The sequence below is a fragment of the Clostridium sp. LXY-7 genome (genome assembly GCF_056172015.1).
In genome coordinates this window covers 236,839-261,830 of record NZ_JBLLJL010000002.1, presented here as the reverse complement: position 1 = coordinate 261,830, position 24,992 = coordinate 236,839, and the positions used below count along the sequence as shown (strand labels likewise).

Here is a 24,992-nt window from a genome sequence, read left to right as displayed (position 1 = left end):
TTACTTATTTAAATTGCTTCATAATTTTCAAATTACCTGAGTTAAAAACTCTGATATCTGGTATTCCGTATTTCATCATTGCAAGTCTTGTAAGTCCAAGACCAAATGCAAAACCTGTGTACTTTTCGCTGTCAATACCACCATACTTTAATACATTTGGATGAACCATTCCACATGGCAGTAATTCTACCCATCCAGAGCGTTTGCAGGTAGGACATCCTTTTCCTCCGCAAATCTCACACTTTATATCAAGTTCAAAGCCAGGCTCTACAAACGGGAAATATCCTGGTCTAAGTCTCACCGTAATCTGCTTTTCAAATATTTTGCTTAACATTGTTTCCATAGTATAAATAAGGTTTGCCACAGATATTCCCTCATCTATTACAATACCTTCAAGCTGGAAGAATGTATTTTCATGGGACGCATCAATATCCTCATTTCTGAAGCATCTTCCAGGAATAATAGCCTTTATTGGAGGCGAATACTGCTCCATTATATGCTGCTGTCCTGCTGAAGTCTGAGTCCTTAATACCATACCATTTTCTAGCCAATAGGTATCCTGCATATCTCTAGCTGGATGATATTTAGGAATATTTAAAGCTTCAAAGTTGTAGTAGTCTGTTTCAACCTCATTGGTATCAGCTATGATGAAACCCATTCCCTTAAAAATTTCTTCAATATCCCTTTGAATAATTGTTATTGGATGATAAGTTCCCTCCTCAAATTCCATCCCAGGGAGGCTTATATCAAATTTATTTTCCATGCTTCTGTTTTCAAGGTCAGTTTTTAGTTCTGATATTCTTTCTGTAATGTAGTTTTTAAGCTTATTTCCTTCAATACCCATAGCCTTTCTTTCTTCAGTACTAAAGCTGCTTAGTGACTTTAATATATTTGTTAATTCTCCATTCTTACCTAAAAATCTTATTCTCAATGCCTCCAGCTCTTCTATAGTTTTAATTTCTTCAAAAGCTCTTACTACCACTTCTTCTAAATGCTTAATTGATTCTGACATTTTAACCCTCTCCTTTTAACTTTTTAAAAACAAAAAAACCCCTCATCCTAAAAAGGACGAGAGGTTAAACTCACGCGGTACCACCTTATTCATCAATCATATTTGATATTCTAATACTATCTATAGAACACCTAATACAATTGACATCTCAAACAGATACAGGAATGAAATCCGATATCCTCTTTCTTATAACGGTGAAAGTTCCGTTTTACCTAATAAAATTTCAGCTTAAAACTCCAGAGGGAACTTCAAAGTAACTGTCACTGCAGGGTTCTCAGCCCCCCCTACTCTCTGTAAGCTTTAGATAAATTTACTTTCCTCTATCATAGTCATATCAATATTTATTTTTAATCATATTAACATAATAGTACTTTAAAGTCAATATCTTTTTAAAATTCTGATTAAATTTATTACTGGACCTACCTTCCCCCAACAAAAAACATAACTGCCTGTAAGCAGCTGTTTAACCCACCTACAGGTGGTTAGTCGATTTCGCGGTGGAGGCTAACCTTATTTAACTCCTATACAAAAATTCCAAGTCATTTAAGATATGGCTCTGCATAAAGTTCTTTAAAAAAGTCTACGTGATTTATGGTAAGGTTCATCTGAAGTTTCTCAAATCATGTTATGTATCATAATTTTGAATGACATCAGCGATTTATAACTAACTACCAATTTTAGTAAAAACCTCACTTATTTATGATACGGTTCACTATTTATTATTCTAAATTAATTATCTCATTATTGAATTGCCTAGGTAAAAATACAGTTATCCTAGTTCCAACATATTATAATTAATTAATAAGTTTATCTGTTTTCTCCCAAAAGCTGGATAATTCCATCTCCAAATTCTATATCAATATCTGTGTAAGTATGACCTCCATAAAACTCCTTATACTCAACATTATATTTTTTATTTTTTAATATATCATAAAAATCTTGATTAGCCTTATAGTGTCTTTGAGACTCTTTTTCAAATTCTCCAAACGTCATATAAAAATCTATTGGTTTTTTTGCTCCATTTTCATACATTCTCAATATTAGTCCTTTTTCATTTTCATCATCTTCTCTTTTCCAATACATTCCTCCTGATTGGCATAACACTTTTGAAAATACTTCAGGATGTTTGTATGCTATAAATGCTGCTGCAAGCCCCCCATAACTAAAACCTGCAATTAAGTTCTTTGATTCATCATTATTAATATTATAATTTTCCTCTATCCATGGTAATAATTCATCCATAACAAAACAACTGAATTTCTCTGAACATGTAAGTTCTTTATCTCTATCATCATTAGATTCAATAAATACTGCACACATAGCTGAAATCTTTTGTTCTGCAATAAGATTATCAAAACTTGTAATAACTTTTGTAATATGAACATATTCCCATCCATCAGTAAATAATGCTAATGTCATAGGCTCGGATTTTTCACTGTACTCTGCTGGCGTGTAAATCCATATTCTTCTCTTATTATTTAAGATTTTACTTTCAAAGTTTTCAATCAATTCTATTTTACCTTTAGGTACATCGTTCCTTTCAATTGTCCAACTTTTTTCTTTGTAATTTGGTAAACAAAAACAAGATTCCTCTTTACAAAGTAAATAGTATTCACCTAAATTCTTTTCGTCCTCTATGCATACATACTTATTAAAATTAAGTGGATCCATCCTAAAGTCTAGTTCTTCCCAATCTTGCCCTTCCTTTTCATTAACTATAAACATATATAATGATTTTGCATCTCCCCTTGCCTTCCAAGTCCTATACCACAAATCTGTACCTTGTAACTTGTCAAATTCAGTATTAATACTATCATATCCGAACATCTCACCAAATACAGCCAGTCTATCTATAGAATCAAATTCTCTCCAAACTAATGTAACTAAATAATTCTCATCATCATTTTCTATTTTTTCTATAATAGGTGACCCATTTGTACTTACTTCATTCCAAAATGTCTTTAATGCTGTATATCTATCAATTTTTAACTCCTCACATAAACGTTGTATTCGTGGACTAATAACTTTTTGATTATTTCCCATATAATTCGCCCCCTTTATCAATAAGTAGTGTAAAGTTTATTACTCATACCTTTTATTATTTTTTTATATATCAAGGGTTTCAGAGTTTTTTTATAAAAAACAATGCCCCCTTTTTTGTGTTATAATTGAATCTCTTAACTTCCATAAAAATACTTAAAAGGAAGGATATTGTCATGAGTTCAATTATAACTTATTTACTTTTATATAATCAATGCTTACTTAAAATAATTTATGAACTAATTTTATTTATTTCAAAATACATACCATTAAAGCAAATTGCTTTTGATGATTCAAATTAAATTTAATAATCACATTTAATCTTCTATTGTTGTCTTTCGTTTTTCAAGTAAAGAGATAAATTCATCAAATAAAATCTTTAATTAATATAAAAAAAATACTATACTTAAGTGAGTGTCAAAATCTTTGATTGGGTTTACACGAACTTATTTATTTTTTGAAGATGCCTAATACCTACAAATAGAAAATACTAGATTGAGGGGTTTATATATGAGAAAAAAAGATATACTTGAGTTAAAAAGACGTTTTAAAAAAGATCAATGTACCTTCACTAAAATATGCGGCTGTTATGTTAATGGAGAAAAACATGTTATTTTAAAATTTAGAGAAACTTTTCTAAATTTAGATGATGATGAATACTTTAAGTACTTAGAAATTGCTAAAAAAGTACTGTCTGGAACTATTGGGAATAATATTTTAGAACTTAACTTTCCAACTAATGAAGATTATATAAATGAAAGACAAATTTCTCTTATGCAACTTAAAAAAAGTCGATTAAAGGATGATGCTCTCCTTGATGATTTTTACGACTTGATTATAGATAATTATGATTATAATAGTAATTTTATAATACTTGTTTTTCATGATGCTTATGATGTTATTACTAAAACCACTGATAATATGAAGATAGATGAATCTGAAGAAGTATATGAATATGTGTTATGTGCAATATGTCCTGTATCACTTTCAGAGCCTGGTCTTAGACACGCTGAAGAAGAAAACAAAATAAAGGCACGTATTAGAGATTGGGTTGTGGATGCTCCAACTAATGGCTTTGTATTTCCTGCTTTTATTGACCGTAGTACAGATGTTAACTCTATTATGTATTACACAAAAAATGCAAAGGATACACATCCTGAATTAATGGAAAATGCTTTAGGTTGTTATTCAAGACAGACTGCTACTATACAAAAGGAAACATTTGAGTCCATTATTAAAGACTCTTTAAGTGCCGATGAAAAGAAGGCTGATAAAACCTTTATGGAAATACAAGAAAACCTAAATACTATGATAGATGAATACAATTCTATATATGATGATACAGATTGTGAACCTATAACCTTAACAAAAAAGGATATACAAAACCTTTTAATAGAAAGTGGAGTTCCTGAAGAAATTACTACTAAGATTGAAGAGTCCTATATAGAAAACTTTGGTGCTGATCTTCCACTAGCAGAAAATTTAATTGACGCAAAGGCGCTTAAGGCAAATGCCCAAAGAAAAAAGGAAGAAAACCTTCAGAAACAGGTAGAAGTACTTCAAACTAGACTTGAGCAAGTTAAACAAGAGGCTTCTGTAGATAATGAAACTCACCTATCTCCAGAAGTTAATGATGATAATGTGTTTTTAGAAGAAGCTTCAGAAGCTGATTTACAAGAAACTCACGATAAAAATTCAGAAGATAATAAAGTTACTCCTAACTATGACGTTATACTTCAAGTAAAACCTGAAAAAATACCTCAAATAAAATCTCAAATAATTGATGGCCAAAAATGCATAGTTATTCCTATTAATGAGAATGAACAAACTACAGTTAATGGCTTAGATGATTTGATTTAAGTTATATAAGTTGTAGTTAAGTTTCTACATTATACAAATAGGCTTGAATATAAAATTAGATTAATTAGAACTTCATATTATTACTGCTCAGATCTGCATAAGTTCAACTAGAGATTCCTTCGCTCTGCAGGAATCTCTAGTTGAACTTATGCAAAGCTGTGAGTAATAATATATAGTTCATTATCAACACTATATTAAAACAAATCCTTAAATTTTATTGAATCTATTTTTCTTAACTAATTAATTGCTATTCTTCTCTTATCTCTTCTACTATATTGTTTTCACAAAGCTTACCTATTGAATATTTACTTATTGCAGAAACTAATATAAATAAAATTATTGATGATATAATTATTGGCTTTATAGGAAAAACATATATTCCCTCATATAATGAAGAAAATGCTCTTGATATTACTGCTGATACTATAATTCCTAAGACTCCACCAAAAAGTATTGAGTAAAAATAGTAGTTTAAATTCTCTATAAATATCATCTTTTTAATAAATTTTCTACTTGTTCCAACAGATCTTAGTAGTGCTATTTCTTTTCTTCTATTTTCTATGCTTGAGGTTACTGATGTTAATATATTTGTAAGAGTTATTAATGTTATTAGTATTAAGAAGCCGTAAACTCCAATCTTAAATACTAGCATCATTTTAGCCCACTCTCTTTGAGTTGCTTCTTGACTTGTAAAGTATACGACATTGTATTCTTCTTCATTTTCATTAACCTCATCATATATTTTCTCAGCAGCTAATTCATCTTCAGGAACAACTACTATGTTACTACCTGACTTTTTACCCTTTAAGTCACTTACCAATTTGTTAAATAAATCATCACCCATGTATATTGCTGGATTTTCAACCATTGTATCAGTAACAGTAATTCCATCTTCAATTATTCCTACAATCTCTACATCCTTTAATGTGATAATTTTCTCAGTACTCTCTTCAAGATTCTCTCCGAAAATACTGTAGTTTATTTCAATATCTACCTTACCTCCTACTTTATAGTTTGTAATATCTACAAGAGTCTTCTTATTTCCTTGGATTGCAATTGCTTTATTTTGAAGAACTATACCATTTTTATACTTTTCTAAATCTACTTTTGTTTTACCAAGATTCTTCTCTTTAACTGCACTAGAATCTATATTCAACACTCTATATCTTACATCTTCAGACGTCATATTTTTAAAATTATCTGTTAAATTATGATCATTTAGCTTATATTCATTTATATTTAGTAGCTCCTCACTTTCGCTATCATGGGAAATCTGATATTCTGTATAAATATTTTTTACACCGTCAAGAGCCATAAGCTTTTCTACATTAGCATCTGCATTTAATTTTAGTTCATAGTCACTTACGGAGTCTTGAACTTCTACAGTTTTATTTGTAATCTCTACAAAAGAAGTAAATGAAACGAATATAAATATGCTTAAGCTAAAACCTAATACTACAGACTTAAACCTTCCCCTATTTCTTCTTAAATTCTTATCTGCAAGACTTCCAGCAGCTCCAAATAATCTAGTAAATAAACCTTTGCTCTTTATTAGTTTTATATTTTCATTATTACTAAAGGAATTTTTCATTCCATCTACTGGTGAAATCTTAGCTGTCTTATTTAGAGGTATAACTACAGATATCATAATGGTAATAACAGAGACTACTATACTTCCTATTATTGAAGCTACTGAAATATTAAGGTTAATTCTACCTAAAGCTTCGATTTTTATAGTTGAAACAATAGCTAAAACAATATAAATTCCAAGAATCCCTGCAATTATTCCAAGGACTATCCCAATTAATCCTATAATAATAGCTTCTTTTATAACAATTCTCTTTATTTGATTTTTGCTAATACCAACTGCTCTAAGTAAAGCAAATTCCTTATTTCTATCATTAACACTTATCATAAATCCGTTATATATAAGTCCCACACTTGATATTATTACAAGAATTATCAAAACACTTCGAAGTGTATTTATTAAACCAAGCCTACCATTATTAACATCTTCACCTAAAAGAGTTAGATAATTATCGTTTAAATATGCACTTGGACCCTCTACTATTCCTCGAGCCATTATATTTTCAATACCAAGGCTATTACCTATTTCATTAACTGAATCCACAGTATCTTTAGGGTTTTTATATCTAAGTTTAATCATGTAATCTCTATCTTCTACTATTGATGATTCGTCTACAATCCTTACTATACTATTTGATGATTTTTCTGTAGCTACAACTTTTCCAGTTAGCTCTCTTTCACTTTCATCATATGCATCCTTAAATTTTATTGTTATTGTATCCCCTATATTTTTACCTATACTTTCTAGGTAATCATAACTTACAATTAATTCCTCTGGCTTTGTAGGCAATACTCCCTCCTTAATTCTATTTTCATAAGACTGTAAGTATATTTCATCTACACTTACCTCCTCAATAAATACATACTTATGTCCATCCTCTGAATAATCACTAGAAAGTCCACCTGATATATGGCTAAAGGATGCTTTTTCAAGCTTAACATTATTTATTATCTTAGAAACATCTCGTCCTTTAATGCTTATAAGATTAGCATGTACCTTACTTGTTTTTTCATAATCCTGTATCATATTTCCTTTAAAGGAATCTACTAAGGCAAATACACCTGTTATTAAAGCCACTGAAATTATTATTCCAAATATTATAGTTAAACTTCTACCCTTTTTAGCTTTTAGGTATCTTAATGATAACTCTCTATAGCTTCTCATAATTAGTTGCCTCTCTCTTCATAAAGTTTACCATCTTCAATCCTTACAACTCTATCTGCCTCAGCTGCAATATTAAGATCATGAGTAATTATTATAAGAGTTTGGTTATACTTTCTAATACAAAGCTTTAGAAGCTTCATTATCTCTTTTGTATTTTTTGAATCTAAGTTTCCTGTTGGTTCATCAGCTAGAATAATTGCTGGTTTATAAGCTAAAGCTCTACCTATTGCAACTCTTTGCTGTTGTCCACCAGATAATTCAGAAGGCATATGATTTTCTCTTCCCTTTAAATTAAGAAGTTCAATAAGTTCACCTATGTATTTCTCATCGGCTTTTCTTTCATCTATTATAAAAGGTAACTCAATATTTTCCTTAGCTGATAATACAGGGATTAAGTTAAAAAATTGAAATATAAGTCCTATATTTCTTCTTCTAAATTGAGATAACTTCTCATCGTTTAAAGATGATATATCAACTCCATTAATAGATACTTTTCCTAAAGTCTGTCTATCAACACCTCCCAGCATATGTAAAAGTGTACTTTTTCCACTACCTGATGGTCCAATTATCGCAACAAATTCACCTGTATTTACAGTAATGTTTACATTATCAAGCGCCCTTACTTCATTATCACCTTTTCCATATATCTTGCTTAAATTTTCTATATTTATAACTTCCATTTACAATCACTCCCTGATTCAATTTATACTCTAATGATAAATCCCTAATATGACCTTTAAGTGAATTTTTTTGTGACAAATTAGTCACTTAGCTTCAGGAGTTTCTTATAAATGTAATTTCAAACTCAGTACCCATTTCTACTTCACTTTTAACTAGTATGTATCCATCTTGTTTTTCTATAATTGATTTTGCCATAGCAAGACCAACACCAATACTTTCAGATTTTAATGACTTTGTGCCTGTGTAAAACCTCTTAAAGATATGTGGTAAATATTTTTTACTTATACCTTCTCCATTATCTTTTATAACAAGTCTTGAATAAACTATAGACTCTTCCTTAAGGATAGTAATCTCACCCTGACTTTTTGAGTGCTCTATTGCGTTTTTTAAAATATTAGTAATGGCCTCTGTAGTCCATTCCTTATCACCAATAAATTTTGCATTATCCCCTATTATATTAAGTTTAATATCCTTCTCCCCTAGCTTAGTATCAAGTAAGCTTAGTGAAACACTTATAACCTCATCAAAGCTAACAATAGTTTTTTCAAACTCAATAGTACCAGCATCTAGCCTTGCAATCTTCAAAAGATTATAAATAAGCCATTCCATCTTTTCACTTTGAATAGAAACTTTATTTAGGAATTCTATTCTTTTATTCTTATCCATATTCTCTTTATCAATTAAAATATCTGTAAGCATCTTAATTGATGTAAGGGGGGTTTTAAGCTGATGGGATATATCAGTTAGAATCTCTTTTAAATATAGCTTCTCACTATTTATAATTTCATTGTCCTTCTTAATAACTGACACCATCTTATTTATTTCATTAGCTAGTATAGGAAATTCTCCTTCCCCCTCATAATCTAAAGAATTTAAGTCATCACCCTTTAAAACACCATCAACATATGTATAGGCCTCTTGAACCTTTGTGTACACTTTCTTCATCTCAAAATATATAACAAGTAAACTTAAGATTATCATAGCAATTATGGAAATAATTAAGGTAACTGTTCTATTTCTTTCAACTTCGGAAACAATGGGCTCTAATACATAATCCATCTCAATATCATAGCCATACCTTGAAAGAATTTCTCTCCCTTTTTCTATATCTTCTTGATTCTTTTCCATCACAATAAGTCCTGCAATTTCTTTCTCAAGTTCAGGATACTTTTCTATAATTTCATAAATGACTTGAGCTTTACTATCAATAACTCCTTGAAGTACATTATCCCTATCAGATTTCATTAGAAATAATAAAGCAGCAAGAAAAATAAGCTGAATAATTACAACCTTTGCTATAATAGCTTTTATTTCTTTATTCCTTAAAACATTCATCTTTATCTACCATTACTCCACTTATATCCAAGTCCTCTTATAGTAATAATATACTTAGGCTCTTGAATATCATCTTCAATCTTCTTTCTAAGTCTTTTCATATAGACAGTAAGGGTATTATCATTAACGAACTCACCACTAACATCCCATAGACTTTCGATAATTTGATTTCTACTTAAAACAGTATTGGGATTTTGGATTAACTTTAAAAGTAATTTGTACTCCATTGAAGTTAGATTAATATCATTATTGTTCTTTTTTACTGTAGCTTCCTTTGTATTAATTTCTAAATCTCCAATTTTTATAACAGTACTATCATTACTCTCCTTAGAATACCTTCTTAAGTTTGCCTTAATCCTAGCAAGTAACTCCCTTATCTTAAAAGGTTTTGAAATATAATCATCAGCACCAAGTTCAAGTCCCATAACAACATTAACCTCTTCATCACAAGCAGTTAAAAATATTACAGGAACATCACTATTAAGCCTTATTTTCTTACAAATCTCATATCCACTTCCATCTGGGAGCATTAAATCTAACAAAATTAAATCAAAACTATTCTTATCTATTTCATAAATGGCAGCTTCAACGGTTTGAGCTAGAGTCACCTCATATCCTTCATCTAAAAGAGTAAACTCTAATGCTCCTAAAATTGTACTATCATCTTCTACAACAAGTATCTTACTCATTCTGACTCCTTTTATGATGTAGTTATAATATTTCATAGAAAACTTAATGCAAATCTGACGAATATTACAGCTCATCACTTTTTATTATTCTCATTTTTTTCTCTATTCCGTCTAGGATCTTCTGATGAGAAACATATATCTTCTATAATAATTTTCTATTTAAATCCCAGAGGAATTCATGTTCCTAGAGATATTGGGATTAGTATAATATTATATACCAATAGATAATATTAATAAACTTACTGTTTTTGAATTGTTTGAGTCAAGTAAAAGTTGGCAATCTATTTTTTTAACAATATACCTAAGCTTCACCCTTTGTTATCCAAAATATTATTCATTATGGAAATTTCTATAAACTATAACTTCTTAAGATTTACCTCTTCTGGGATGATAGTATAAATAAAAGTAGGAACAGTATATAGATTTGTGTGAAATCAAATCTATATACTGTCCCTATTTCAAATCTATTGGTATCATATATGATATTGAACTATCTGGAGAACTACTCACCATTGTGCCCTAATGGGTATGTATTTTCCATCATATAATCTAGTTCAGCATTAGTTCTTTATCTATTTCTTTGATTTTTTTGAATACACTTCTGCACATGCAGGAAAAAAGCCAGCACTTATAGCAATATTCTTAGAAATTATATGAGATACTGTGGTTCCATAAAAAGGTATAATCTATACTTATTGAAAATTATTGCTTGAAAATAGTCTATAATTTTTTTAAGATTTCCTGCTCAACTTTTCCATGAAGCTCCCAAATATTACAAGTTTGATTCCCTAAAATAATGTTTGTTGTATCAATATCTGGATAATATGCAAACATAGCTGCGACCCCCGAATTTGAACCCTCTTTCGACATACGAATTAATCTTCCTCTGTTATCATATATAAAGTGGAATCCATAGCCATTAACTACCTTCCCCAAACCATATTTTTGCTCAATTTTACTTTGAGGACTCATTATTTCCCTCGTCATTTCTTTTGATAAAAGCTTTCCATTTTTTAATGCACGCATAAATATATCAAGGTCACCCACGCTTGTAAATGCACCTCCATCAGCAGTACCAATTGGAGGATATGAATATATATTTTTATGCCACCCAACTATATTCTTCATTTCATCATAAACTGCATAATAGCCCTCTGCTATTATGGGCTCACTTTCCTCTTTAGAGTAAAATCCAGTATTATTCATTTCACATACATTAAAAATATTTTTAGTCACATATTCTCTGTAACCTTCACCTGTTATCTTTTCAATTGCTAGTCCGAGTAATACATAAGCACAGTTATTATATCTTACACAGGTACCCGCTTCAAAGTTAGGCTCTTTATATGCAAACTGAGGAATAAAATCAATGCAATTCCGTATAGAATAATTTGGTTTATTCGTAAACAAATCCTCATATTTTTCTCCAGCTTCTTCATCTGCATCATCAGCTATCCCAGAAGTATGCGTTAATAAATGAAATATAGTGACATCCTTAGGAATCTTTGTTCCTTTTAAATCTATAATATCTACAATTTTATCATCAATTCTTAAAAGTTTTTTATCGACAAGTTGTACAATAGCTACTGCTGTGAATAGTTTTGTTATAGATGCAGTATCAAACATAGTATCAATTGTATTTTCTACTTTAAAACCTCTGTGAGCATACCCATATGCATTAACAAATACTATATCTTCACCTTTTTTCACTAATCCAACTCCAGAAAAATTTTTTTCTTTATAATATTTTTCATATAAAGATAATATTTCATTGTACATTGTAATTACCCCTTATAATATCTAAAATCAAAATGATTGTTTTTCATGAATATTATTACAATTATAACATATAGATACAATTTATATATGATTTTCTGATTTATTTCTGTACTTTTTCGTCAATGCTAAGCTCTATTCCTTCTATATATTTCTTATTTTTATAATTATTTTACTTATAATTAATTGCAGTAAAGCTTTTTTCTCTCTAATATCAAGGCATAATTTAAAAACGTTTCTAAAGTAATTCCCGTCAGTCTATTTGTTTTTGGATTACAGCAGTTATAGTATAAAATACGTGTACAAAAATAATAGAGTAAGGAAGTTACAGCTTCCTTGCTCTATTATTTAATTAATTATCTCGTATTAATTCATAGCTTCCCTTGCAAGTTCTTTTATCTTTTCTAGACTCAATTCTGTGGTTTCTACAACAAAATCATAATTCATTCCTTTTCGAAGTAAATTTTTAGCAATTTCTTCCTTTGCTTTATTTTCTCCTCTTTCTATACCTTTTTGTATTCCCTTTTCTTCTCCTCTTTTTTCAACTTCAGGATCTATGAATGATTTGAACATACTCTCAACCTCCTCATTTAACTCTCTATAGTAACCAGAAATGGAATAGTCAAATCAATTGATAAAATTAAATTAACTTTTGCTAGGAGCTAGGTTTACAGTGTATATAAGAAGAATGCAAAACAACCTTTACGGATTATTTTTGAGTTTTCACACAATCTTGCTCATAATTCATATCATTACATATATACTATAATACCTAAAATAATCATATGTAATGGATAATATATATAGAAAATCCATTTCATATGTTTGCATTTTCCAAGCTTTCCATTGTATTTCAGTAAAATAGGAATTGCGCACAATAACCCAAACTGAAATATTTCTTTATACCATGGATTCGTATCACTTATACTCAACATGATAGCACTTATCAACGCTATAAATATGGCAAGCGCTCCCAAAAAAATCATCTGTTTTTTTCTGTTTCCATAAAAAATGCCAAATCCCCATATCAATAAAACTGCAAATATACTCCAATCTCCTGGCATGGCCAATACACACATAAAAATCAATAAAATTATCTTATATGGCTTTTTTAATTTATCATTATCCCAGATGCATAATGACACTAATCCTAAAAACAATGGCCACATGACACTTGTTTGAAATCTATTCTCACCAAAAAATAAAGATATTTTACCTGTATGAAAAAACACATATGGAACATGGGAAACAATTGCGAACATAAACATTCTTGCCCGATACTTTTTTATATTATGTGTATGGTTATAACCTTCTACAACCATATAGCACATAATAGCAATTGTTAATCTTCCAATCACTCTAAGCAACTGACCTATTACCGTATTTGATGGTACAAACGCCATTGCCACATGATCTATAGTCATGGCTATAATTGCTATTATTTTTAAAGTATTAGTGGTCAAACCTTGCTTATCTGAAAAATTACTCATAATAAACCTCCATAATCAAATTATATAAATACTCTTTTCTTCGTAAAATTTAAAAATTATGTAAATTAATTGTATCATGTGTTAAATAGAAACTGTATATCATTAAGAATACATTGCTAGTTATTTCAAATATGTAAGTCTAGAAAAAGTGCTTCTTAACATGCCACCCGCTTATGTTTTGAAATGTTACAACATTTAATAGAAGAGAGCTTATTTATGCCCAATAATTTTCCTATCTGCAAAATCAGAGGATTTAGATAAAATTCAAGGTCTAGCATCTAGAACTGATGACTATATAACCAAGCCCTTTAATGCCATGGAGGTAATTGCAAGGGTTAAATCCCAGCATACTATAATGGTTCAAAGAACTAAAGGTTATGCTTATAATCAACAATATTATTCTTTTGAAATAATATGTTCAATACCAACCATACTATCTAATAATTTTGTTTTAAAAAACTCTGGGATTAGATACGTTTTATCTAAACTTTCGATAGGCAACCAATGCAGACTTTCCTTAGGACCTTGATCCGTAAAACTTTTGCAGGATAAATCTATATTGGTATTTTCTTTCATTAAGAAGTAAAAGACAATTTCATGATGATGTTCCCCTGCTATTTGAAAAAATCGTTCTTGGATAAAGGATAGTCTATCAATTTGAAATTCAATCCCTGTTTCCTCATAAACCTCACGGATAACGGATTCCTCCGAGGTCTCATTTATTCTAACCTTTCCGCCGACTGTATAATAACATGGATAATCTTCATGTTTTACCATAAGCAATTTATTGTCTTTGATAATAATTGCCCCAACCCTATAAATAAAGCAACCTTGATTAGTTCTGAATCCTATATCTTGATCTTCCATAGACATCCTCCTGTTCATTATATAAACAATCTCCTCTTCATAAAATTTTAAAATTATGTAAATTAATTGTATCATGTGTTAAATAGAGACTGTATATCATTTACAACTTTAGTTAAAATACTTTTTACTCTCCATCTATTTTCTTTAATATATAAGTTGTAATTAAGTTCCTACATTATACAAATAGGCTTTTCTTTTATAAACTGTTTAAATTGAACTTCATATTATTTTATATTTAAGCCTATTTGTAGAATTTCTTTCTGTATCACTTGTATAGATTAAATTATCTTCATAAACTAATTATATTTTTTTAAGAAATAGAGCCCTATTTGTTTAATTACATACATTATATTGAAATTAATGTTATAATTAGCATATAAAATAAACTGTATTAAGTATACTTTATAAGAAATAGTGAACCAAAGGTTATGTATACTATTTTTATTAAAATGGGGGCGTGTTTGATGGTAATAAGTAAAGCCTTATTAGATGGTATAATAATTTCAATTATTATATGTGGTTGGATTTCAGTGATACTAAAAGTTAATCCAAGATTTGAAATGAAAAGTTATCCTTTAGAAATCGTTAATAGTGTTACAAAACAAACGAAAAATGAGAAAAAAGGATTTTTAATCATGGCTTTTCCCATGTTGATATTAGTAATGATTTATCTTATCTTTTCTACTTTTTTTGCCTATGAAAGTTTTAATATATCTTATTTAACATTGTTTTTGCATTCTTTCATTGTTCTTATGATATGGAATATTTTTGATTTAGTCATTTTTGATTGGTTGATGTTTTGTGCAATCAACCCTGACTTTATGATATTGCCTGGTACTAAAGGACACCCTGCCTATAAGGATTATATGTATCATTTTATAGGGTTTTTAAAAGGAACACTCTTATCTGTAATTGGAGCAGGAATTATTGCTGGAATTGTTTTCTTAATGAAATTCATTATATAACCTACATATTTGGATCATGATTTACAGATGATTTCCTTTGCTATCTTTCTAAAATGTGAATTAAAGGAGGTCTTACAATGACTTTTCTTAATAGTTGTAATATTATCAACACTATATTACTTTTAAATTTCCTCTTTTAGAGCTTAATGTTATCAAAGATAAAAGGTATCCAAAATCCTAAATTTAATGCAACTAGATTTATACTAATGCTTTTAAACACTTATATTAACTAATGAATAAATATGTATAATTAAAAGATATTTTAGAATATATGGTATAATATATAAAAACAATATTTAAGTGTTCGTTATTGACTAATTGGTAGTTTTGGGGAGGACATTATGGAATTATTTGAGTATGAAGTTCGATTTAAAAATACAATTGAAAACTATGTTTTATCTGAGGAACAGCTGCAGTTTACAGGTACACCAAAGGAATGCGTAAAATTATCAGAAGTGGATGCTGATAGACATTCTATATTAGCAATTGAAAATAATAAGCTTGTTACATTCTTTGTGCTTCACGAAAATGAAGGCGTAAAACCTTATTGTGAAAATCCGAATGCTATGTTATTACGAGCATTTTCAACGGATCATTATCATCAAGGAAAAGGGTATGCTAAGCAATCATTATTGTTATTACCTGAATTTGTACGCAAAGAATATCCGCATATTAGTGAAATTGTATTAGCAGTAAATGTGAAAAATATAGCTGCACAATCGTTATATAAAAAATGTGGCTATATTGATGAAGGTGTACGTAAAATGGGAAAAAAAGGCGAACTTATTATTATGAGTTTTTATTTATAGTGGATGTTTCATAAAGATTCATTCCTCGTAATAATCAAAGTGAAATAGACTTGATTCTACTGTTGTAGAGTCAAGTCTATTTTAAAATTTCAATTATATCAACATTAAAATTTAATAGAGCTTAATTTAAATAAAATTAATAATTATTTCGATATCCTAAAGATATAATTGCCTATAGAAGATTTAGCTGCCTTAAATGCCGCATTTTCAGGTTAAGCTTTTAAATTTCCTCTTTTAGAGCTTAATGTTATCTTTGCAACCAATGCCATAATCAAGGTAAATGCTCCGGCAATTAAAACCGTTATGTAAACTCTATCATTAAAGCTGTCCAGCAATGTACCATAAATAATTTGACCTACTGGAGTTGCACATGTAGCTACTGCAAAAAGTATTGCCATAACCTTACCAAGTAATTCGTTGGGAGTTTCTTTTTGTATGGTTGTTGTAATGAAAATTGATGCTATCGTTGTTGCAAACAGTATTAGCATAGCTGATACTGTGAAAAATATAAAAGGTATCCAAAATCCTAAATTTAATGCAACTAGGCTAACGGATAATGCCATTGGAATGAATAAAAGTCCACAAGCAACAAACCACAAATACAGATTATCTATTCTTAGTTTTTTACTAATAACTCCAATTCCCATGGCTGCTAAAATTGTACTAAAGGATATTGCCCCCTGTGTTACGCCAAATAATGTACTATCGGCACCCATTACAATCTTCACAATATAAGGGACACCTACTAAAATCATTGGAGATAAAAATAAGTTTATCCCAGCAGCAATGAACATAGTTTTTAAGACAAAAGAGTTTTTATTTAATATATAGCCTAAACCTTCTTTAATATCCACAAAAATTGCCGTTACAATATGCCCGCCATGGGACTTTTTTGTAAAAGGTATTTGTATGAATATTTCCATTACCGCTGACAGGAAAAATGCAATACAGCTAACAATTACAATGGCTTCAAGCCCTACAAGTCCATATAATAAACCGCCTAAAATTGGGCCGATGATTCCCGTTAGTGCGCTTACACCGGATACCATGCCATTTGCCTTTATCAGGTTGTCCTCATCAACCAATACTGGAATTGATGCTTGAGCAGTAGGCTGATACATAGTGCTTACAATAGATAGTAACGTCATTATCACACCTATGAAAAACACCGAATTATCCCCATAGAATAAAAACATCATTAAAGCTAAAACAATGGCACTGCTTAAAAAGTCAAAGATTACCATTAAGTTTCGACGATTGAATCTATCTGCGATAGCGCCGCCAATTGGTGAAAGTATGATAACTGGTATAGTTGAAATAGCTAGGATTGTAGCAAAAATTTCCGCTTTACCTGTTAAATCAAGTATATATAGGGATAAAGAGAATTTTAATATTGATGCTCCAAAAAGTGATATAATCTGTCCTAAAATCATTAAATTAAAATTTTTATTAAATGTCTTCATTTTTCACGTTTCGCCTTCCCATCCATATAAAATTCTATGTGCGCCATATGATTTGCATGATATTTGATAGAATTGAAGCAACCCCAATTCCAATACAAACCCATGCCGCGGTACTTTTCCCGTGTGTTTTCTTTTTTCTTAATAAGCCAAATATTATAAGAAAAATTGATATTACTATGCTAATGATTGAAGTAGTCAATAAAAATTGTGGGCTAAAAGATACATTAAAATAATTATCTATATTACTCATGACAGCTCCTCCTAATAATGATTTAATATAAATCATTGTTTACAATATTTTTTATGGCTATTGATGCAAAAAACAATCCAATAGCACCTAATACTAGTGAAATTGGTATTATAAAGATTAATCCTCCGGCACCTGTTTGTGCATTAACCACTATACTAACAATGAAAAGAGATGAAATAATGGTTGCAATGGTGGATTTTCGTATCATTCCGATATACAGAGGTAGCATTCCCAATAAAGTCGCTGTAATTGTTGTTATTCCAACATTAAAAACGTATTTTGGAGTAATCCCATAACTAACAAAATTCAATACCTCGCTCATTCCAAATATACAGATGTTTTGAAGCAATTCCGAAACGACAATGGAAACAAATGTAACTAGCAATATCAAAGTTAGTTTAGCGGCTATCAATTTTTTTCGATTAATGGGATAAGTAAAAAGTAACGACATTGTTTTACTTCTAAACTCTTCAACGATAATTGTTGCTATTAGAACAGATTCCCATACCAAAAAGGTAGCTTTGATTAACATACTACTAATGCTCATTGTGTCCAATTCAAAAGAGGGTAAATTGGTTTGCGGAACTTGCCCAATTGAAAGCATATAAGTCATAAATATACTAAAAAATAGAATCACTATATTAGCAATAATTACACCAAAAACATGATTCTTTAGGTTAAATCTTTCTAGCTCCAGCTTTATTAAATTTGTCATTATTTCCCCATCCCCTCTAATAACTGCAAATAGTACTCCTCTAAATTAATATCCTTTGCCCTAATATCATTCATTGACAATTCCTCTAGAATGATGCCATTGTTGATAATGCCGATGGTATGTGCAATTTTCTCCATCTCGCTTAAAATATGGCTTGATATTAAAATTGTGGTTCCTCGCTCTTTATTAATTTTAATAAGCAGTTCTCTCATGTCTGATATACCCTTAGGATCAAGCCCATTGATTGGCTCATCTAATATTAGAATTTCGGGATTTGTCAATATTGCTCTTGCAATTGCAAGTCTTTGCTTCATCCCTAGTGAAAAATTTTTCACCTTTTTATTACCTGTATCTGATATTCCAGCCATTTGTAAAGACTTTTCAATGTTTGATTTATAATCAATTCCCATATAGTCACAATGCAGTTCCAGATTTTGTCTGGCTGTTAGGTTTTGATAAAAAACAGGCATTTCAATAATACTGCCAATTTTGGAGAAAACCTTGTTACTGCTGTCCAGCTCCTCTTCGTCCAATAGATTGATTGTTCCAGAGGTTGGCTTTAGTATGCGAAATAATACTTTCATCAAAGTGGTCTTACCTGCTCCATTTGCCCCTAAAAACCCGTAAATTTCACCTTTTTTAACTTTCATATTCACCTTTGATAATATGGTTTGATCATCAATTACTTTGCATAAATCATGTACTTCTATTGCATATTCCAAAACAGCACCTCCTATTCAAAAATTTCTTCTATCATATTGTCAAGCATAAAGTTAAATACTTCAAAGTGATCATAAATAAGGTTCTCTTTACGCATATTTATAGACAAAAGTGTGTCAAAAACTGCCATAGCCTTTTTTTCTTCAACTTTAAGAGTTAGTTTAGATTGCTTAATAATTTCGCGTACACCGCTTAAAGAATTAAGTTGATGCTTGGATAGCCATTCTTTTGGAACTTTATTTATAAACGCTATAAAATCTGGGTTATTAAAATCAAAGATACGATTTCCCTTGTCATACTCCAAATATATTAATTTTAACGCTTTTGCAAAGTCGTATTTCGTAGGTGTTCCGGTCATGGTTTCTTGAATTATCAGAATCAATCGCTCTTGGATAACATCAACAACATCGCAAAATAACTCCTCTTTTGAATTGTAAAACAAATAAAAAGCACCTTTGGATATTCCTACTTTTGCACAAAGCTCATCAAGATTAGTTTTTTTATAACCAAATTTAGCCCAACTTTTTTCACATTCTGCAATTAAGTTTTCTCGTATATTCTCTTTCTCAGTTTCAGTAAAACTTTTAGCCATGATAATGCCCCCTTAAATTACTGTATGACTCAATAAATTTTATAAGTCATACAGTAATAATAAGTCGTAACATTAAATTTGTCAAGGAAAAGAGATTGAATTTAAAATAATTTCTGATAGGACTACACGAGGAATATGTTATTTCTTTGCAGTTTATTTAACTCTTAATACACTGGCAAATGCTATTTCAAAAAGCAAAAAAGAACGGTATGTTATTACACCGCTTTCAGCCATAACGGCTATTTGCTTTTGGGTTACAGCCGTTGTGGGATAAAATATGTGTACAAAAATAATAGTTGCATCAATCTACATCAATGCAACTATATCATATACTTATTTAAACATATTTCCACCAAGTCTCCAAAGACTTATACTATATTCCTTTTCTTTTATAACCTTCATCCATGAGCTTAGAGTGTTTTTGTCTGCATACCACACCTCATGTTCAACACCAGCCTTATCAGTATACCTAAATACTACACATTGGCTTTCATCATCTCGTTTTTCCTCTACATTATGTTCTTTTATTAAAGCTTGAGCCTCTACCTCAGATAAAGAGGTTACTTTCCCATCAGAGCCCCAATTAAATCCACCTGTGGCAATTGCAAAGCTCTTATTTCCTGGTACTGTTTCCATTTTATCTACTAATTCTTCTATAAACTTAGGGTTTGCTTTTTCTCCTGGTTCACTAAAGCCACCATGAAGGTTATAGCACATCATCACATAGGTTGGTCCCTCTACAAACTCTAAATTCTCAAAGGGTGTATTAGACTCCAACACAACTTTTAGTTTAAGTTCAACGGCTTCGGCTTCATTATATAGTTCTTTAATAAACATCAGGTAATTATTCCATAATTCCATATCCTTCTTAATTTGTTCATAGTCAATTTCTACGCCATCAAACCCATATTGAGATGCTAAATTTATAATTTCTTTAACATGTTTGCTTCTTAAATTAGAATCTGCTAATAATGCCTTTAACAAATCTACATCCTTTAATGAAAATTTACCATCATTATTTATTTTATCATTAACAATAGTTAGATATTTAATATACTCTTCTTCCTTTGTTTCATCATAGTAATTTATTAATTGCTCTGGAATTATCAGCTTGTTATTGGAGTCAAAGTAACCTGCGAAATATGAAAGTTCCTTTAATTCTTTGTCTAAGGAGTTAAGTTCTCCTTGAACATCTAAATCCCAATAAGCAACCCATGCTGATAAATTATTAATACTTTCATCAAATATTTTTTCATCTTCCATAATAGCTGCTTCTTGATTTTCTTCCTCATTATTTTCAGAAGGTTCATTCTCTTTTGAATATCCACTTAGAACCATGCTTATTATTAAAATTATAATAATAAAAACCCCAGTGATTCTTACCCTTTTATTCATTTGACACCTCTATAATCTATAAATGTTTTATAAACCAATTTATAACCTTATTAAAAGAATTCTTAATAGAATAAATTACATTGTCAATGCCCTTTAGTGAGCTATCATACAATTCCTTATCATCAACATCGGTTATTTTAAGTTTTTTAAATATTCCATCATACACATCATCTGCAATATTTCTTTGACTATAACCGTATTCTCCCCAAGCAGACTCTAAATAAATACTTCCTTCATCTTCACTCGCTAATTTTAAATCTCTAGCAATATTAGAACCATCAATATCTACACTAATTTTATTGCCAACTAAGGTTATGTCAAGCCTTCTATTTCCAGCATCCTTTATATCAAACCTTTCTTCTCCACTTAAATTCAGCGAGAATATAATATTAGAGCTACCCTTTGAATTTTCAACAACACTTATTATATTATTCATAAGCTGAACACATATACTGTTACTTTGATCTTCATTAGATCTTAAATATATACCTTGAGACCCTATAATATTTCCCTGAAGCATTGTTGAAACCTTAATATCTTTATAATTATCACTGTTTAATAATTTAAGAATTCCCTTGTCTTTTGGTAAAGATGTTAATATGATAGTATCTTCTTTAAATTCAGCTTTTCCTGATACCTCTTTAAATTTACTTGCTTTTTCTTTATCTCCAACTTCGAATTCAGTGTCCTGTTTCGTATCATCCCAAATTCTCATTAATAAATGATTGGTTGACCAATAGGACTGAGGCTGGATTCTAGTTAAATCGTAAATAGAACTATCTGTAGAATTTAATGAGTATCCTTCTCTATTAAGATTCATGTTAAATAACTCTTTAATCCATTTACCATTTATCTCACTTACCTTGTCATTAGTACCAAATTGACCTGTATTTGAGTGCATTAAAGCATATAGTTTAGGCACTTCATTGATTTTTTCAGTATATATTTTAGATAGAGCCTCATAATCACTATCAATACGTTGCTTCATTTCCTCATAGGACTCTTTTGGGATATTATATTCATCTCTTATATAATCCATCAAATAATGATTATACTTTCTATCAATTTTTGAAACGGCTGCTGCAAATTCTACTGAATTTAATCTTCCTAAATAATTTGAATTTCTATCAAATACATTTATGTATTCTAACCTATATCCATTTGTCCCTAATTCCCAATAGGAGCTGTCAACTAATTCTAATAAATCTTTTGAACTTAGAAATTTTGAATCCTCCTTAGCAAATTTATCAGCATAAGTTAACATAGTTGCTTTTAAATTATACTCCTCAATAATCTTTTGAGAAAATATTGCTGTATCTCTTCTACCATCCTCAAATGATAAGAATAAGGATTTGCTTGGTAGAGCCTTACCTTTTAAATAATAATCCATAATATCCTTTTGAGTAATTGTTACATATCCATTATCCTTTAATGCCTTAAGATGCTCGTCCAATCTTTTAGTACTTATTAAAGTATCAGTACCTGTACGATCCACCCCAAAATAAGATACTGCAATAAACCCGGTATCTTGGCTACTATTTACCTTCGATGAATCATATGGTTCATATACAGAAAATGAAAACAGGGCTTTTATTATAACTATTAATAATACAATTAAAATAATGCCTTGAAATATTCCTCTTACTATCTTAACTCTATCTTTTCTTTTAGGAGAAAAAGTATTATTTTTCATTCTTTTCCCCTCCTCTTTTCTTTAACTTACTAGAAGCTGCTCTTTGCTCCTTTTCCTTTTGAGCTTTGATATCACTGGGTGTCATTCTTGTCCCCCATGTGGATTTCCAGAAAGTTACCCAAGCAATAGGCATTTGCCATAATAATACTGCTTCATAATAAATACAAAATAACATTCCAAAAATCCAAGTTGTGCTTCTTCTAAGAAACATCTGAGCAAAACTCATCATTAAAGCCATCATCAATATACCTACTAAAAAGGTAGTCGGAAACACCTTATGCATAATTGGAACATAAATCAAGTTATATGTAACAACTATTGGAGCTGCAATAGGAACCACTACTCCCATATAAAAGAATACAGCCATAAAGGGCTCCTTCTTCCACATAAATTTACATGCAATTATTGATTCTCTTAACCAGGACCGCTTCCATCTCATCTGCTGTTTAAGAAATACTTTATATCTATTAGGTACAATGGTAGAACAAATTGCAGTATCCTGATAGCTAGTACGAAGTCCTTTTAATACGAAATTAGTCATGGCACGATCATCTCCAAAGGTTGCCTTCTGACCCAGAAAGGTTTGATTTAACCATGAATCCATATTGTCCAAGATTATTTGCTTTTTATAGCAAGATAATGGCCCTGATAGGCATGTAACTGCATCAAAATATGCTTCTGCGGCCTTCATAATTCTAAATGCTATATAATAACGCACCGATTGCATCTTAGTTAGCACATTAGTATATGTATTAGCTACATCGGTTCTTCCAGATACTCCTCCCATTTTGGGATCCTTAAAGGGTTGGACTAAATTTCTTATTGCAAAAGGGTCTAAAAAGCTATCTGAATCAACAAATACAACCAAATCATGCTTAGCTTCCTTAACTCCTCTGCTGAGAGCATGTCTCTTACCTAGATTTTCTTCCTGTACAAAATATTTTAATCTATATTTTATATCGAATCTCTCTGCCTCATTACTTAATTTATCAACGATTTCTTTAATTCTTTCCACAGACCTATCATTAGAACAATCATCTACTACTATAACTTCTAATTTATCAATAGGATAATCCTGATTAATACAGCTTAAAATTGTCCTTTCAATCCATTCTTCTTCATTAAAACATGGAATAATAATAGTTACCCCTGGTGTATAATCAATATCTATAGTCATAGGCTTATATAACATTCCAAATAAATACCTACTAAGCAAAAATACTGCTGCAATAATACTATATAAATATATCCATTTATTAAATCTAAAATATATAACACTCTCAGCCCGCATTAATATGATAAATAATGTAATAAATAATAACAGAAAACTAGATGTAACTAATATATATTTATCCTTTCTTCTACTAGAATACTGTGATAAAGTCTCCACAAATTCTATTCCACAAAGGATTTTTCCTCCAGATGAAATAGACTCTCTAACCTTTTTTCCTTTAATTCTAACCTTCATTTCATAGCCCTCTGGCATAGATCCAGGTAATACTTTAAATTCTAGCTTTATGTCCTTAGCATTATTTATTATATTTAATTGTTCTTCATTCTCTAATTCCAATAAAACTCCTGTAGTAGAAATATCTGAAGATTTCACCATAAATTTGTTATTGCCCTTATTATTTCTACATGTAACTTTCACATCTGTTTGCATTACGTATCTTATGCCAGCATTCCTGCTCATTATAAATGCATTGGGATCTCCTTTATATTCATCTAGCACCTGATGTCCTCTACGATCAACATTATTTCTTATCTCTTCCTTATCAGGAACACTTGACAACAAGCGTCTATCAACACGGGGATTTAAAAGAACATCTTGGGTCTTATCTCTTTTATTTTTCTTCATATACTCTTTAACCTCATTCTTAACAATCTT

Annotated in this window: 21 protein-coding genes, 1 pseudogene and 1 other annotated feature; of the genes and pseudogenes, 4 read left to right on the top strand and 18 right to left on the bottom strand. The window is 30.1% G+C overall.

The window, feature by feature from the left end:
- Positions 1 to 4 precede the first annotated feature (4 nt).
- Entirely contained in the window at positions 5 to 1,012 is a 1,008-nt protein-coding gene (pheS, locus tag ACI48Q_RS08295) for a phenylalanine--tRNA ligase subunit alpha (RefSeq protein ID WP_474918616.1), read from the bottom strand.
- A 49-nt stretch (positions 1,013 to 1,061) separates the two neighbouring features.
- Positions 1,062 to 1,348: a binding site (T-box leader), on the bottom strand.
- Positions 1,349 to 1,819: 471 nt separating this feature from the next.
- Complete coding sequence (locus ACI48Q_RS08290; protein ID WP_474918615.1) at positions 1,820 to 3,055, bottom strand: alpha/beta hydrolase-fold protein; 1,236 nt, start codon at positions 3,053 to 3,055, stop codon at positions 1,820 to 1,822.
- Positions 3,056 to 3,562: 507 nt separating this feature from the next.
- On the opposite strand from ACI48Q_RS08290, the gene ACI48Q_RS08285 reads away from it, so the two are divergent.
- Positions 3,563 to 4,912 (top strand): DUF4317 domain-containing protein, encoded by a 1,350-nt coding sequence (locus tag ACI48Q_RS08285; RefSeq protein ID WP_474918614.1) that lies wholly within the window; start codon positions 3,563 to 3,565, stop codon positions 4,910 to 4,912.
- Between the two features lie 247 nt (positions 4,913 to 5,159).
- Here the strand turns inward: ACI48Q_RS08285 and ACI48Q_RS08280 are convergent, their stop codons facing one another.
- From ACI48Q_RS08280 to ACI48Q_RS08250, 7 genes are all read right to left on the bottom strand, one after another.
- Positions 5,160 to 7,664: an ABC transporter permease gene (locus tag ACI48Q_RS08280; protein ID WP_474918613.1), complete on the bottom strand. Its 2,505-nt coding sequence runs from the start codon at positions 7,662 to 7,664 to the stop codon at positions 5,160 to 5,162.
- A 2-nt stretch (positions 7,665 to 7,666) separates the two neighbouring features.
- Positions 7,667 to 8,344, bottom strand: a complete 678-nt coding sequence (locus ACI48Q_RS08275; protein ID WP_474918612.1) for an ABC transporter ATP-binding protein — start codon at positions 8,342 to 8,344, stop codon at positions 7,667 to 7,669.
- A 94-nt stretch (positions 8,345 to 8,438) separates the two neighbouring features.
- The gene (locus ACI48Q_RS08270; protein WP_474918611.1) at positions 8,439 to 9,680 is read right to left on the bottom strand and encodes a sensor histidine kinase; all 1,242 of its coding nucleotides are present in this window, start codon (positions 9,678 to 9,680) and stop codon (positions 8,439 to 8,441) included.
- A gap of 2 nt (positions 9,681 to 9,682) precedes the next feature.
- Positions 9,683 to 10,369 (bottom strand): response regulator transcription factor, encoded by a 687-nt coding sequence (locus ACI48Q_RS08265; RefSeq protein ID WP_474918610.1) that lies wholly within the window; start codon positions 10,367 to 10,369, stop codon positions 9,683 to 9,685.
- A gap of 720 nt (positions 10,370 to 11,089) precedes the next feature.
- Complete coding sequence (locus ACI48Q_RS08260; protein ID WP_474918609.1) at positions 11,090 to 12,148, bottom strand: serine hydrolase domain-containing protein; 1,059 nt, start codon at positions 12,146 to 12,148, stop codon at positions 11,090 to 11,092.
- A gap of 363 nt (positions 12,149 to 12,511) precedes the next feature.
- Entirely contained in the window at positions 12,512 to 12,718 is a 207-nt protein-coding gene (locus ACI48Q_RS08255) for a hypothetical protein (protein ID WP_474918608.1), read from the bottom strand.
- A gap of 179 nt (positions 12,719 to 12,897) precedes the next feature.
- Positions 12,898 to 13,635 (bottom strand): TraX family protein, encoded by a 738-nt coding sequence (locus ACI48Q_RS08250; RefSeq protein WP_474918607.1) that lies wholly within the window; start codon positions 13,633 to 13,635, stop codon positions 12,898 to 12,900.
- A 220-nt stretch (positions 13,636 to 13,855) separates the two neighbouring features.
- Here ACI48Q_RS08250 and ACI48Q_RS08245 point away from each other — a divergent pair.
- Positions 13,856 to 13,981, top strand: a pseudogene (locus ACI48Q_RS08245) (DNA-binding response regulator); the annotation flags it as partial.
- A gap of 50 nt (positions 13,982 to 14,031) precedes the next feature.
- Here the strand turns inward: ACI48Q_RS08245 and ACI48Q_RS08240 are convergent.
- Positions 14,032 to 14,502 carry an NUDIX hydrolase gene (locus tag ACI48Q_RS08240; RefSeq protein ID WP_474918606.1) on the bottom strand — a complete coding sequence of 157 codons (471 nt, stop codon included), beginning with the start codon at positions 14,500 to 14,502 and terminating at the stop codon, positions 14,032 to 14,034.
- Between the two features lie 464 nt (positions 14,503 to 14,966).
- Between ACI48Q_RS08240 and ACI48Q_RS08235 the strand changes: the two genes are divergently transcribed.
- Both ACI48Q_RS08235 and ACI48Q_RS08230 read left to right on the top strand, forming a co-directional pair.
- Complete coding sequence (locus ACI48Q_RS08235) at positions 14,967 to 15,467, top strand: hypothetical protein (RefSeq protein WP_474918605.1); 501 nt, start codon at positions 14,967 to 14,969, stop codon at positions 15,465 to 15,467.
- Positions 15,468 to 15,808: 341 nt separating this feature from the next.
- Entirely contained in the window at positions 15,809 to 16,276 is a 468-nt protein-coding gene (locus ACI48Q_RS08230; RefSeq protein ID WP_474918604.1) for a GNAT family N-acetyltransferase, read from the top strand.
- 212 nt (positions 16,277 to 16,488) lie between these two features.
- On the opposite strand, the gene ACI48Q_RS08225 is transcribed toward ACI48Q_RS08230, so the two are convergent.
- The 8 genes from ACI48Q_RS08225 to ACI48Q_RS08190 all read right to left on the bottom strand — a co-directional run bounded on the left by ACI48Q_RS08225 (position 16,489) and on the right by ACI48Q_RS08190 (position 24,962).
- Positions 16,489 to 17,739: an MFS transporter gene (locus tag ACI48Q_RS08225; RefSeq protein ID WP_474918603.1), complete on the bottom strand. Its 1,251-nt coding sequence runs from the start codon at positions 17,737 to 17,739 to the stop codon at positions 16,489 to 16,491.
- A 34-nt stretch (positions 17,740 to 17,773) separates the two neighbouring features.
- Positions 17,774 to 17,989, bottom strand: a complete 216-nt coding sequence (locus ACI48Q_RS08220) for a hypothetical protein (RefSeq protein WP_474918602.1) — start codon at positions 17,987 to 17,989, stop codon at positions 17,774 to 17,776.
- A gap of 22 nt (positions 17,990 to 18,011) precedes the next feature.
- Complete coding sequence (locus ACI48Q_RS08215) at positions 18,012 to 18,704, bottom strand: ABC transporter permease (protein ID WP_474918601.1); 693 nt, start codon at positions 18,702 to 18,704, stop codon at positions 18,012 to 18,014.
- Positions 18,704 to 19,426, bottom strand: coding sequence for an ATP-binding cassette domain-containing protein (locus ACI48Q_RS08210; RefSeq protein WP_474918600.1), 723 nt, complete (start codon positions 19,424 to 19,426; stop codon positions 18,704 to 18,706). The genes ACI48Q_RS08215 and ACI48Q_RS08210 overlap by 1 nt, the downstream gene beginning before the upstream one ends.
- Positions 19,427 to 19,437: 11 nt before the next feature.
- Positions 19,438 to 20,016, bottom strand: a complete 579-nt coding sequence (locus tag ACI48Q_RS08205) for a TetR/AcrR family transcriptional regulator (protein WP_474918599.1) — start codon at positions 20,014 to 20,016, stop codon at positions 19,438 to 19,440.
- A gap of 333 nt (positions 20,017 to 20,349) precedes the next feature.
- Positions 20,350 to 21,411, bottom strand: a complete 1,062-nt coding sequence (locus ACI48Q_RS08200) for a glycoside hydrolase family 18 protein (protein ID WP_474918598.1) — start codon at positions 21,409 to 21,411, stop codon at positions 20,350 to 20,352.
- 16 nt (positions 21,412 to 21,427) lie between these two features.
- Positions 21,428 to 23,104 (bottom strand): polysaccharide deacetylase family protein, encoded by a 1,677-nt coding sequence (locus ACI48Q_RS08195; RefSeq protein ID WP_474918597.1) that lies wholly within the window; start codon positions 23,102 to 23,104, stop codon positions 21,428 to 21,430.
- The gene (locus tag ACI48Q_RS08190) at positions 23,094 to 24,962 is read right to left on the bottom strand and encodes a glycosyltransferase family 2 protein (RefSeq protein ID WP_474918595.1); all 1,869 of its coding nucleotides are present in this window, start codon (positions 24,960 to 24,962) and stop codon (positions 23,094 to 23,096) included. The genes ACI48Q_RS08195 and ACI48Q_RS08190 overlap by 11 nt, the downstream gene beginning before the upstream one ends.
- Positions 24,963 to 24,992: the final 30 nt, after the last annotated feature.